This window comes from Neobacillus solisequens (assembly GCF_051233465.1).
In the GTDB taxonomy this organism is placed as follows: domain Bacteria; phylum Bacillota; class Bacilli; order Bacillales; family Cytobacillaceae; genus Neobacillus.
The window spans coordinates 125,582-138,042 of the sequence record NZ_JBKFGJ010000004.1; the positions used below are offsets into that span (position 1 = coordinate 125,582).

Genomic DNA, 12,461 nt, shown 5'->3' on the forward strand with positions numbered 1-12,461 from the left:
TGACTTTGGAGGTGGGCATGAGTGCTTGCAACAACAGAAAGTGTAGAATTAGTAGAATTTGCAGAAGCGATTGGTAAAATGGTCTTAGAGTCTGATATCGTCCAGCACTATCGAACCTGCTTAAATAAATTAAAACGCAGCTCTGAAGCACAGCGTAAAATAGATCAGTTTGTTAAGACGAAGGAACTTTATGAGGAAGCCCAACGATTTGGTAGATATCATCCTGACTATAAAAGAGTCATGATTGAGGTTCGTCAATTTAAACGCGAAATGGATTTAGACCCAGATGTAGCGGAGTTTAAATTGGCTGAGATGGATTTACAAAGTCTATTGGATGAAATCAGTCTTATGATAGGTGGGGCTGTTTCTGAGAATATTAAAGTTCCCACTGGAAATCCATTTTTTGACTCTGGCCATGGAAGCGGCTGCGGCAGCGGCGGGAGTTGCGGCTGCGGATGAAAAATCAGCTGAAAGCTGATTTTTTTTACTATATAATTGAAATAGATGGTTTTTCTATGCTAGACTTATTTAAAAATGAACGTATAATCGAAGGGGAAAAAATGATGTTTGTTCAAAGACAAGGATTAGTTGTTTGGCTATATTCCTTAAAACAAGCGAAAATGTTAAGACGGTTTGGGAATGTACACTATGTCTCCAAAAAATTAAAATATGTATTTTTATATTGTAATCAAGACGAAGTAGAAGAAATTATCGAAAAATTGAAATCCTTTTCGTATGTAAAAAGAGTAGAACCCTCCTATAAACCATTCTTAAAAATGGAATTTGAGAATTCTGCACCGGATAAAGCAAAAGAGTACGACTATAAAATGGGCATCTAAACGAGGGAGATTCACCCTCGTTTTTTTATTCAAAGGCTAATGTTAAAGAATAGGGTTGATCTTATACCCTGATTGAACAGAATATATTCAATAAAAAAACCCTGCAGTCACCTGCAGGGTCCTTCTAAATCCTTTAACAGGATAGAAGGCAAAGGGAGAGGAGAAACCGGAGGAAGAACTTATGGGGAAACGTAAGTCTTCTCCGCGGTTGGCAACAACATCCTCGAATTGATGTTGTTAGTAACATTATCCCCACAACAAACAAGCTTATACGTCATTTTAAAAATTTCCGCCTCAAATAATTTTTTTGAATAATAATAAAATGATATGTGATTTGTCTGGTTTTCAATAATTATGGTAGGATGTATAATGAAATATTTCTAAATGTGGTGATTAATTCGTGAGAGTGGTTTCAGGCATTTGTAAGGGAAGACCTCTAAAAGCGGTACCGGGAAATACAACCAGGCCAACAACAGATAAAGTGAAAGAAGCAGTATTTAATATGATAGGTCCCTATTTTGATGGGGGAATTGGGCTGGATTTGTTTGCAGGCAGTGGGGGCTTAGGTTTAGAAGGACTTAGCAGAGGGTTGGATAGAGTGATTTTTGTGGATCGCGAACCCAAAGCCATTCAAGTTATTCATGAAAATATAAAGAGCTGTCGAATGGAAGAGAAAACAGAAGTTTACCGAAACGATGCTGACAGAGCGTTAAAAGCATTAATCAAACGTGAAATCCAATTTGATGTGCTTTTTTTAGATCCTCCTTATAAAAAACAGCAGCTCGTTTCGCTTATGGAGAAAATGAGTCAGCAGGATTTGCTTAAATGGAATGGATTAGTTGTCTGTGAACATAGTTTTGACGTATCATTACCTCAAAAGGTTGGTGGATTTTCTCAAGTTAAACATGAGAATTATGGAATAATTAGTATTACGATTTATCAAAAGTCGTTGGAGAATAAGGAGGAGTAAGTTTGGCAAGTATCGCTGTTTGTCCGGGAAGTTTTGATCCTATTACATATGGTCACCTTGACATCATTCGTCGAGGGGCAAAAGTATTTGATAAAGTGAATGTTGTTGTACTAAATAATTCAGCAAAAAATCCACTGTTTACAGTGGAGGAACGAATTACTTTAATAAAAGAGGTAACCAAAGAAATGCCCAACGTCGAAGTGGATCAATTTTCCGGACTACTTGTTGATTATGCTAAAAGTGTGAATGCAACAGCGATTCTTAGAGGTTTAAGAGCTGTATCTGACTTTGAGTATGAAATGCAAATTACCTCAATGAACCGTTATTTAAATGATCAGCTTGAGACGTTTTTTATGATGACGAACAATCAATATTCCTTCCTGAGCTCAAGCATAGTAAAAGAAGCGGCAAAATATAACGGGAATATCTCTGGGCTGGTTCCACCAATCGTAGAATCAGAACTTCACAAAAAATATGGAAGAGAATAAATGAAAAAGAGCTTGGGGTTACCTAGCTCTTTTTCACATTCTGCTTGTTAATTCGATAAAAAAGAATCATAACATAAAAAGCAAGAGTCAATATCGTGATTTGCGGACCGATTTCGACTATTTTGTTAAATAAATCATTCGTCCATAATACACCCTCACCGAATACAGGGAGAGCGTTGGAAGGCTGCTCATGGTTTTGAATTCGGAGATATACAGGCTTCCATAAGATCAGAGTGAACACACTGGCAAAAAAACCTTGAAGGATTCTGCCAAAAAAGAATGGCTTAAAACGGATATCGGTTTGTGCCAAAATACTTGCCACTTGAGCTTGGACACTTAATCCGCTAAATCCTAAAATGAAGCTCGTGATGATCGCTTTTTGTAATAAGGTTGAATCAAGATCAAGGCTTGTCAATTGGCTCCCCAAGGTAATTTCAAAAATCCCCGAGATTAATGGAACACTTAACATATCAGGGAATGACATAGCAGAAAGAATAATTCCTATTACCTTTCCTAAAGCATCAGTAATATGTAAGTGGTAAAGTAGCTTATTGATGACAGAAAAAAGAATGATAAAACCGCCAACCATCAATAGAGTTTGGATGGAGGAAGTGACAGCATCACCTAATAATTTCCCAATAGGTCTGTTGTCCTTTAGTCTGGTTTGGTGCAAAGCGGACAAAGCTGCTCGAAAATGAAACTTTTTACGCCGTTCATCGGATCTAACAGATTGATCCCTTCCATAAAACCGCATCACGATCCCTACACAAATATTACTCATATAATGGGCTAATGCCAAAAGGAATCCTAGTTGAGCATTGTGGAAAAAGCCAACAGAAACCGCACCAAAAATAAATAGAGGATTAGATGAATTAGTGAAGGAAACGAGTCTTTCTGCCTCAATTCTTGTTAATTGTCCTTCTTCCCTTAATCGTGCCGTAAACTTAGCTCCAGCCGGAAATCCTGAAGCCAACCCCATAGCCCATACAAACCCACCGACACCCGGAACCTTGAACAGCGGTCTCATAAGGGGTTCAAGTAATACGCCAATGAATTTAACTACACCGAAGCCAATGAGCATTTCTGAAACAATGAAAAAAGGTAAGAGGGAAGGGAACACGATTTTCCACCACATATTAAGACCGCGAACGGATCCTTCTAATGATTCCTGGGGAAAAGAGATGAGAGATAATGCAAGGGCTGTAACCATTACCGATAAAAAGATGGTTTTGAGCTTTGATTGAAACATTTGATCAAGTCTCCTCCTTAATAGAGGTGAATACGCCAGAATTGTTTAGACGGGAACCTGAATGATAAAATGGTAATAATAAGTCTTTTACCATCCAATTACTTGTCCTCATATATAAATCAAATATACTCATAGAACGAAAATTTAGACCATAAGATTGAATGAGTTTATCATGCATTTTTTGTGTGTTTATCAGATTATAATGGGAGGATACATTGTATGGAGCAACCTAAAATTGGCTTGGCACTGGGGAGTGGTGGTGCACGGGGGTTTGCTCATCTAGGGGTTATTAAAGTATTACAAGAATCTGGAATCCCCATTCATTTAATTGCCGGCAGCAGTATGGGAGCTTTAGTTGCAAGTTTTTATGGTGCCGGGATCGATTTTGACAATCTATATAAATACTCTACTGTCTTTAAGCGGAAGTATTTTTTAGATTTTACCATTCCCAAAATGGGCTTCATTGCGGGAAAAAAGGTAAAGGAATTTATCCAAATCTTTACCCATGGAAAAAATATAGAAGATTTATCGATCCCCATCGGAATTGTCGCAACAGATTTAATTACTGGGGAAAAAGTCATCTTCAGAAAGGGCCCCATTGCTGATGCAGTAAGGGCTAGCATTTCCATTCCGGGTATTTTCGTTCCGGTAAAATCCAATGGAAGAATCCTGGTCGATGGTGGAGTGACAGATCGGGTTCCAGTGAGTGTAGCAAAGGAGATGGGAGCCGACATCGTGATTGCAGTGGACGTATCGCGAGTTAAAAGGAATGCAGAAATTACCTCGATCTACGATGTTATCATGCAGAGTATTGATATTATGCAAAATGAAATCGTGTTAAACAGTGAAATTGCAGCGAATGTAATGATTCGTCCACCCGTTGAAAGCTATAGTTCACGTGCTTTTACAAATATTGATGAAATTATTAAATCAGGCGAAGAAGAAGCAAAAAAACATCTCGAGCAGATTCATTTAGAAATTAGCCGCTGGAAGGGAAGAAATTAGTGTTGCGCAAAAAAATATCTATAGGTATTTTAAGTTTACTTATTATCGTACTAATTGGAGGAATGAATTATCCATTACCTTATTTTGTTTCAAAACCAGGTATGGCTAAGGAACTGGCCCCTATTATTAAAGTTGAAAACGGGTATAAAGATAAAGGCAATTTCATGTTAACGACAGTGCGCATGGGCAGAGCCAATATTTTTTCATATCTAGAAGCAAAGGTCAAAAAATATGAAGAAATTTACCCTGTGGACATGATATTGGATAAGAAAGAAACAGAAGAAGAATATGATTTGCGGCAGCTACATCTAATGGCTGGGTCCAAACAAAATGCCATTGAGGTAGCCTATCGTAAGGCGGGCCTACCTGTAAAATACAATTATAAGGGAATCTATGTCATGCAGGTACTTCAGGATATGCCTGCAGCAGGAAGATTAGAGCCAGGGGATCGTATTTTTAAAGTCGATGGACATTCATTTCCTTCATCAAAGGAATTTATCGACTTTGTTAGCCAAAAGCACGCTGGAGATACCATTACATTAACCTTTATGAGAAAAAAGGTGGAAAAAACCGTTCCTCTCCAATTAAAGGCATTTAAGGATGATCCTAAAAAAGTAGGAATTGGAATTTCTTTAGTTGATGACAAAGAAATTGAGGTCAAACCAAAGGTAAAGGTGAATACAGCTGATATTGGCGGTCCATCTGCCGGTTTAATGTTTTCATTGGAAATCTATAATCAATTAACAAAAGACGATCTTACGAAAGGTTACCAAATTGCTGGTACGGGTACCATTGATGCTGAGGGTAATGTGGGACCTATTGGTGGAATAGAACAAAAAATTGTGGCGGCGGACAAAGCTGGGGCTGAAATCTTTTTCGCTCCAAATGAAAAGGGAGCAAAGAATTCCAACTATAAGGCCGCTGTTAAAACAGCAAAGGATATTAACACAAAGATGAAAATCATTCCTGTTGATACCTTTGATGATCCTGTAAAATACCTGAAACAGTTACCGGAAAAGAAAAGCAGCTAGGCCGAAAGGCTTAGCTGCTTTTTTCAATAACGATCGGTGGTTGTTTGTATTCTTGTTGAATCATCATCTTCTTATGTGGTTCGTCAAGACACATTCCGTATATTCTTGCTGCTCTGACATCAAGCTGAATGTCATTTTCTTTATAGGATGGAATCCTCGAAACAAGGGGAAGATTAAAATGTTTCTTTGTTTTATTTAAATATTCTTTACCTAAATCACTCATCCCTAAAAGCCTTAAATAACTGGCATTTTCAAGATGGTTCATTTCCGATTTTTTCGTATTTGTTAGAATATGGACACATAATCTTTGCAATCTCGTCCATGTATATCTTTTGGTTTTTATTTTTTGCATGAACTCCTGAAAATTTTGCGCTTCCAATGCTGCTTGGATTAGACGGTTTTCTAACCCCTCTTCCATCTCATAAATATCTCTTAACTCATTTGGATTAGTTTGAAGCAGCCGAAATTGCAGCAATTGCCAATAGAGTTCCCAGTGATGAAAGGTTCCATAACGCTCTAAATATTCTTCTAACAGATCTTTTGTACGGTCTGGAACATATTGGCCGATCCCCATTTTTTCATGGTCATTAGAAAAAATGGCTTTGCGAATGCTGGTTGCACTGGCAATTGTATCCGAAGCAAAATGTTCATCATGGTAGTTCGCACTTTTCCTTGAAACGGTTAAGGGCTCTATCGAACTCCTTAGTTGTTTGATAGCTTTTATGTACTGAAAACCAAGGATATTATTAGGTTTGGATAAATCAAGAACATGTTCAGAGCCTGATAACTGTTGAAAAGCTAGAGATAATGCTTTAGGGTAACTGACACCGGTTTGGATAAAAGTTTTGATTTGTTCATCATATTCGGCTGATCGGGATGTTAAGAATTCTAACGTTTGCTTAAAGGCTCCCAAATCACCGCTTTCACTGCCAAAACATAAAGAATCACAACCGGCAGCATCTAGAATCGATACTGCACCAGTGGCAAAAATTTCGGCTTTTTGAACAGCAAAACGATAAGGCAATTCAAAAACAATATCTACTCCATTTACTAAAGCCATTTGGGTTCGGACCCATTTGGAAACAAGTGCAGGTTCTCCACGCTGAAGAAAATTCCCGCTCATTACGGCAATCACGACATCAGCATTGGCGGCTTCTTTAGATGCCTGTAAGTGAAAGGCATGACCATTATGGAACGGATTATACTCAACGATGACACCAACTGCTTTCATAGATCTACTCCTTCATAAAAAATTATTAACATTATCGGAAATTTGTAAGGAAACTAATCTAATAATATGATAAGATGGAAAAGATGTTTGTAAAAGCCTTAATTGGATACACTAGTATGGAAAATCACTAATGATTCTACTTAATACTACTGTAAAGAAAAAATATTGACAAAAATATTATCGAAGGCTATAATTACCTTTGTTGCCTTGGGGTGATTCATTTGAAATGGACATTAAGTCAATTGCAGAAATATCGGAATAAGGAATTTTTGATTGATGATGTTTTTCGGTTTGATGAAATCAAGCAGGACGATCCAACAATCAGGGAAGTCTCTCCGATGCATATTACAGGTCGTGGGGATATTGATTCATCAAAAGTTACCTTTCACTTAAAAATTGAAGGTTATCTAATCCTTCCTTGTTCACGGACTTTAGTAGATGTTAAGTACCCAATTAATGTCGAAGCATCTGAAACATTCCTATTGCAAAATTCTGTTTATCAAACTGAAGAGGAAATTCATCAAGTAAAAGGGGATGTCATTGACTTAAACCCAATTATCAGGGAGATTCTTTTACTTGAAGTTCCAATGCAGGTCTTTTGCGATGATGTGTTTTCTGAGGGTGCTGCTCCTCAATCCGGTAAGGATTGGGAAGTCTTACAAGAAGAAACGGATTCAAAGAAGATTGACCCTAGATTGGCGGGACTTGCTAAATTTTTTGACAAAAATGATCCTTCTTCCGAATCATAATCGGAAATAAAAGAAGCAAATTGAAAAAACAGCGAGGCAATGCCTTACGCTTTTCTTATAAGGAGGTGGGAAGAATGGCTGTACCTTTTAGAAGAACTTCTAAAACTGTTAAAAGAAAACGTCGTACACATTTCAAATTAAGCGTTCCTGGTATGGTAGAATGCCCAAATTGTGGTGAAATGAAATTAGCTCACCGCGTATGTAAAGCTTGCGGAACATACAAAGGAAAAGACGTAGTTAACGATTAATAACTACTTAGATAAAAAGCACAAGGAATAATTCCTTGTGCTTTTGTCATTTTATTTACATAGTGAAGCAAATAATGTGCATGGAAGGCGGAGAATCATGTCATATTTGATAGAAAAGCAAAAAAATGGTGTATTGCTATTTACTATTGCCAGGGAAGAAAAACGCAATGCCATCAATTATGAGGTAATGGAGGGATTGTCCCAAGCTATTAAATTGGCTGAAGAATCAGGGGCAAAAGCACTCATTATTACCGGAGAAGGGAATCGGGCTTTTTGTTCAGGTGGTGATTTGTCTGTCTTTCACTCCCTACATACAAAAGAAGAGGCATATGCAATGCTTTCAAAAATGTCTAAGATTCTTTATTCTCTACTAGTATTGCCGATTCCAACTGTAGCATTGTTAAATGGACCGGCGATTGGCGGCGGTTGCGAACTAGCGATTGCATGTGATTATCGACTAGCTAAAAAAGGAGTAAAAGTAGGGTTTGTACAAGGGAAGCAGGCTATTACAACTGGTTGGGGCGGAGGCACCATTCTTTCGGAAAAATTGCCTCAACCCATGGCCATGAAACTTTTGATGGAAGCTGAGCCTAAGCGGGTTGAAGATCTTGAGAAAATAGGATATATTGATCAAACTTTTGAAGGTGATCCTAATTTGGCCAGTGATGTTTTTCTTGAAAACATTCTTTTAAAAGAAGTGTCAGTCTTACAAGCCTATAAAAAGATATGGATCCGCAAGTGGGAAGCGCAAAATCTTTTAAGGAGAATGGAAGAAGAGGTTAAGACCTGTTCCGTACTCTGGGAAAGTGATGTCCACCATGAATATGTAAATAAATTTATGAATAAAACATTGAATATTTCAAAACGAGAAACCTGATTAAGTCTATCTTTTCTAGTAGATGCATATGTTTATAAAAACACTGCTAGGAGGGGAAATTCTAATGTCACCGACTCGACAGGATGCTTGGTCACAAGATGAAGATTTACTGCTTGCGGAAGTTGTTCTGAGACAAATACGCGAAGGTGGGACACAACTTCAGGCCTTTGAGGAAGTTGGCAAGCAACTAACGCGTACTGCTGCAGCTTGTGGTTTTCGCTGGAATTCGTATGTAAGGAAGCAATACAAAAGCGGTATTGAACTGGCAAAGAAACAGCGTAAGGAATTGAAAAAACAACAACCTTCTTCCAGAAACAATCAAATTCCGCTAGAAGATGACGTAGAAACAATCTCATCACCGCCCAGCTTTGAGCAAGGGGATACGATAACCTTTCCGCTGGTCATTCGCTATCTGGAAGAACTCTACAACAAGGTAAATAGCCATCTGACCCTAGAGGAAGATCGCGAAAAAGCTTATGAAAAAATAAAAGAATTGGAGAAGCAAACATATTACTTGTCCTCTGAGAATGAAAGACTTGCTACTAGTTTAAAATCCATTGAGGAAGATTACCTTTCATTATTAGAAATTATGGAAAAGGCCCGTAAAATGGTAGTCCTTCAAGAGGAAGACCGGCAGCAAAAGGTAAAATTCCAAATGGACAAAAATGGTAATCTTGAAAGAGTGGAAAAATAGGAAAAGCGGGCTCGTGGAGAGTCCGCTTTTTAAATAGGCTCTGTTCAACTTGTATGTTGATTTCCGCTCCAGGCACTTCGCTTTCCGTGGGCCTTTCGGCGAGCCTCCTCGGCGCTTGCACCTGCGGGGTCTCTCCAGAACCGTACTTCCACAGGACATTGAATTGCTTCCTTGACTCCGCCCACGCACGAAGGAAATGCGTTAGCATTTTCGAGGAGTCTTCGTGCCTTCCGCTCCTATCAACAGGTTTTAAAATCAACAGTATTCTTTACATAGCCTTTAAATAAATAAATTAATGTTGTTGTGCCTCGACGCCTTCTGGGTACCATACTAATGGGTTTTCGCCGCGGTCTCTGTCCATTTCATAGTCAACATTAGAAAAACCTATCTTTTCCCAAAATCCACGAGATTGCATTCTAGGGTTCGCTTTAATAGGTAATCCGAAATTCTTGGCGAATTCTACAAGCTGTTTTCCGAAACCTTTCTCTTGATAGTCTGGTAGCACTTCTAGCTTCCATAATTCCAAATAATTTTGAGGTGGATAAAAATACCGGTCAAATTTGGCGTCAATTTGATACAGACTCATACGCGCAACTAGTTTATCGCCAAAATAGATTCCATAAAACGGTGATTCATTGTCATTATCCACCATATTGGCTTCTAAATCCTCCAACATGGATAATTCCTGGATTCCATATTCTTTAAATTTTTTAAATTCCTCTAAAGTCTTAAAATTTATTTTTAATTTCTCCACTTTTGTCCCCATTGTTGTCCTCCTGGAATATGAATTTTTTTACTTATATAATCATACGTCCTTGAATATCATAAATTGAATAATTTTTGCATTATTCAAAAATGAAGCACTTTCATTATATAACATAATAATAAAAATTTCTTCTTCTAAACACTGAAAGCGTTTTCGAAATTAGCAGGAAATTCTGATAATGATGTAGAAAGAACAATATTACAACCTTTTTATTTTATTGGTTCTTTAAACTTGTATGTTGGTAACTGCTCCAATCAACAGGAGTGAAAATCAACAGTATTCTTTAACATAGCCATTTTATTAAAACGGAATAGGGAGTGGAAAGAAATGAAAGAAATTACTGCATCCATGGCAGGAACAGTGCTAAATGTATTTGTCTCAACAGGGGAGTCAGTAAGTCCTGGGCAAGAAGTGATTATGCTGGAGTCAATGAAAATGGAAATCCCAATTGAGAGTGAAAGGGAAGGAATGGTCAAGGAAGTGAGAGTGAAGATTGGTGATTTCGTCAATGAGGGCGATGTTTTATTGGTACTAGTTTAAGGAGGGACTTTAATGGTAACAACTGATAGATTGAATGTGCAGCTCGAAGCTAACCGTAACAAAATTGAGGCGGGTGGCCATCCAAAATACCACGAAAAGGCTAAAGAACAAAAAAAACTTTTTGTCAGAGATCGATTGGCTTTATTATTTGATGAAGGAAAATATGAAGAAGATGGAAAGTTTGCTAACTTTTTAGCGGGAGATTTGCCAGCAGATGGAGTGGTAACAGCGATAGGGAAAATAAATGGCCAAACCGTTTGTGCAATGGCTAATGATTCAACCATAAAGGCGGGGTCCTGGGGTGCAAGAACAGTTGAAAAAATAATTCGCATTCAAGAGGTTGCTGAAAAATTAATGGTCCCTTTACTTTATTTGGTTGATTCAGCTGGAGCAAGAATTACTGATCAATTAGAGATGTTTCCGAACCGTCGTGGGGCAGGTAAAATATTTCATAATCAGGTAAGGCTTTCTGGAAAAATTCCGCAGGTTTGTCTGTTATTCGGTCCTTCAGCGGCAGGAGGTGCTTACATACCGGCGTTTTGTGATCTTGTCATCATGGTAGATAAAAATGCTTCCATGTATTTAGGGTCTCCTCGGATGGCAGAAAAGGTCATTGGTGAAAAGGTTTCCCTTGAAGAAATGGGAGGAGCCCGGATGCACTGTACTGTAAGTGGCTGTGGCGATCTCTTAGCCTTTAGCGAGGAGGAAGCCATTGAATCCGCTAAACTATATTTAAGTTATTTTCCGGCTAATTACAAAGAAAAGACAGCTCAATTGTCAGGAGTTGCTCCAAAACAAGGGCGTGAATTGGAATCCATTATTCCAGAAAACCAGAATGCCCCTTTTGACATGTATGAGTGCATTGACCGATTAATGGATGAAGGGAGTTTTTTTGAAATAAAAAAATTATTTGCCCCGGAAGTTATTACCGGTTTAGCACGATTGAATGGAAGAGCAATCGGGATTATTGCCAACCAGCCTAAAGTAAAGGGCGGGGTATTGTTTGTTGATTCCAGTGATAAAGCGGCAAAATTTATTCAGCTATGCGATGCCTTCCACATACCATTATTGTTCCTAGCTGATGTACCTGGTTTCATGATCGGAACAAAGGTGGAGCGAGCAGGAATTATCCGTCACGGTGCAAAGTTAATTGCCGCAATGAGTTCGGCAACAGTTCCGAAAATCTCCGTTATTGTCAGGAAGGCTTATGGTGCGGGTCTTTATGCCATGGCTGGTCCAGCATTTGAACCGGATTGCTGTATTGCCTTACCTACTGCTCAGATTGCAGTTATGGGCCCTGAAGCAGCGGTAAATGCGGTGTATTCAAATAAAATTAACGAGATCACCGATCCTAAAGAAAAAATTGCCTTTGTCCAAGAAAAGCAAAAGGAATATAAGGAACATATTGATATATATCGACTTGCTTCAGAATTGATTGTGGATGAGATTGTCGCACCATCCGAATTAAGAAACGTACTGACGAAACGTTTTGCCTACTATGAGACAAAAGAAATACCATTAAGTGAACGGAAACATCCTGTCTATCCTGTATAATAAAAAGTAAAAGCCATACTGATATTATCCAAGAGCGTAAGGCACGAAGACTCTCCTATAGGAGAACGGGGCAGGGGAGACCACGCAGGCTCTTAATCTCCGAGGAAGATCTCCCGGAACACCCATGGAAAAAGGAGTGCCTAGAGCGGAAATTAACAGACTTTTATAAAGAACAATTCATAAGGGTGCCCAAAGGGACACTCTTTTTTTCATTGCTTAC

15 protein-coding genes are annotated in these 12,461 nt (G+C 38.4%); 12 read left to right on the plus strand and 3 right to left on the minus strand.

Going from position 1 to position 12,461, the window contains the following annotated elements:
* Nucleotides 1-21 precede the first annotated feature (21 nt).
* From ACI3K6_RS06415 to coaD, 4 genes are all read left to right on the plus strand, one after another.
* Nucleotides 22-459, plus strand: a complete 438-nt coding sequence (locus ACI3K6_RS06415; protein ID WP_435554170.1) for a YlbF/YmcA family competence regulator — start codon at nt 22-24, stop codon at nt 457-459.
* Nucleotides 460-563: 104 nt separating this feature from the next.
* On the plus strand, nt 564-839 hold the full coding sequence (locus ACI3K6_RS06420; RefSeq protein ID WP_335475538.1) for a YlbG family protein: 276 nt from the start codon (nt 564-566) through the stop codon (nt 837-839).
* Nucleotides 840-1,239: 400 nt separating this feature from the next.
* Nucleotides 1,240-1,809 (plus strand): 16S rRNA (guanine(966)-N(2))-methyltransferase RsmD, encoded by a 570-nt coding sequence (rsmD, locus tag ACI3K6_RS06425; protein ID WP_435554171.1) that lies wholly within the window; start codon nt 1,240-1,242, stop codon nt 1,807-1,809.
* A 2-nt stretch (nt 1,810-1,811) separates the two neighbouring features.
* Nucleotides 1,812-2,297 (plus strand): pantetheine-phosphate adenylyltransferase, encoded by a 486-nt coding sequence (coaD, locus tag ACI3K6_RS06430; protein WP_335475518.1) that lies wholly within the window; start codon nt 1,812-1,814, stop codon nt 2,295-2,297.
* Nucleotides 2,298-2,319: 22 nt separating this feature from the next.
* Here coaD and ylbJ read toward each other — a convergent pair whose 3' ends face one another.
* Complete coding sequence (ylbJ, locus tag ACI3K6_RS06435) at nt 2,320-3,546, minus strand: sporulation integral membrane protein YlbJ (protein WP_435554172.1); 1,227 nt, start codon at nt 3,544-3,546, stop codon at nt 2,320-2,322.
* Nucleotides 3,547-3,765: 219 nt separating this feature from the next.
* Between ylbJ and ACI3K6_RS06440 the strand changes: the two genes are divergently transcribed.
* Both ACI3K6_RS06440 and ACI3K6_RS06445 read left to right on the plus strand, forming a co-directional pair.
* Nucleotides 3,766-4,551 carry a patatin-like phospholipase family protein gene (locus tag ACI3K6_RS06440; RefSeq protein ID WP_435554173.1) on the plus strand — a complete coding sequence of 262 codons (786 nt, stop codon included), beginning with the start codon at nt 3,766-3,768 and terminating at the stop codon, nt 4,549-4,551.
* A 62-nt stretch (nt 4,552-4,613) separates the two neighbouring features.
* Entirely contained in the window at nt 4,614-5,582 is a 969-nt protein-coding gene (locus ACI3K6_RS06445) for a SepM family pheromone-processing serine protease (protein WP_435554174.1), read from the plus strand.
* Nucleotides 5,583-5,592: 10 nt separating this feature from the next.
* Here the strand turns inward: ACI3K6_RS06445 and ACI3K6_RS06450 are convergent, their stop codons facing one another.
* Nucleotides 5,593-6,813: a nucleotidyltransferase gene (locus ACI3K6_RS06450; protein ID WP_435554175.1), complete on the minus strand. Its 1,221-nt coding sequence runs from the start codon at nt 6,811-6,813 to the stop codon at nt 5,593-5,595.
* A gap of 221 nt (nt 6,814-7,034) precedes the next feature.
* On the opposite strand from ACI3K6_RS06450, the gene ACI3K6_RS06455 reads away from it, so the two are divergent.
* The 4 genes from ACI3K6_RS06455 (at nt 7,035) to ACI3K6_RS06470 (ending at nt 9,381) form a co-directional block, all read left to right on the plus strand.
* A complete protein-coding gene (locus ACI3K6_RS06455; RefSeq protein WP_435554176.1) occupies nt 7,035-7,562 on the plus strand; it encodes a YceD family protein in 528 nt (175 codons plus the stop codon).
* 74 nt (nt 7,563-7,636) lie between these two features.
* Nucleotides 7,637-7,810: a 50S ribosomal protein L32 gene (gene rpmF, locus ACI3K6_RS06460; RefSeq protein WP_066368365.1), complete on the plus strand. Its 174-nt coding sequence runs from the start codon at nt 7,637-7,639 to the stop codon at nt 7,808-7,810.
* Between the two features lie 97 nt (nt 7,811-7,907).
* On the plus strand, nt 7,908-8,687 hold the full coding sequence (locus ACI3K6_RS06465; protein ID WP_435554177.1) for an enoyl-CoA hydratase/isomerase family protein: 780 nt from the start codon (nt 7,908-7,910) through the stop codon (nt 8,685-8,687).
* Between the two features lie 64 nt (nt 8,688-8,751).
* Nucleotides 8,752-9,381, plus strand: a complete 630-nt coding sequence (locus ACI3K6_RS06470) for an RsfA family transcriptional regulator (protein WP_435554178.1) — start codon at nt 8,752-8,754, stop codon at nt 9,379-9,381.
* Nucleotides 9,382-9,673: 292 nt separating this feature from the next.
* On the opposite strand, the gene ACI3K6_RS06475 is transcribed toward ACI3K6_RS06470, so the two are convergent.
* Nucleotides 9,674-10,147 carry an N-acetyltransferase gene (locus ACI3K6_RS06475; RefSeq protein ID WP_435554179.1) on the minus strand — a complete coding sequence of 158 codons (474 nt, stop codon included), beginning with the start codon at nt 10,145-10,147 and terminating at the stop codon, nt 9,674-9,676.
* Between the two features lie 327 nt (nt 10,148-10,474).
* On the opposite strand from ACI3K6_RS06475, the gene ACI3K6_RS06480 reads away from it, so the two are divergent.
* Nucleotides 10,475-10,687: an acetyl-CoA carboxylase biotin carboxyl carrier protein subunit gene (locus ACI3K6_RS06480; RefSeq protein ID WP_335475503.1), complete on the plus strand. Its 213-nt coding sequence runs from the start codon at nt 10,475-10,477 to the stop codon at nt 10,685-10,687.
* 12 nt (nt 10,688-10,699) lie between these two features.
* On the plus strand, nt 10,700-12,241 hold the full coding sequence (locus tag ACI3K6_RS06485) for an acyl-CoA carboxylase subunit beta (protein WP_435554180.1): 1,542 nt from the start codon (nt 10,700-10,702) through the stop codon (nt 12,239-12,241).
* The last annotated feature ends 220 nt before the right edge of the window (nt 12,242-12,461 follow it).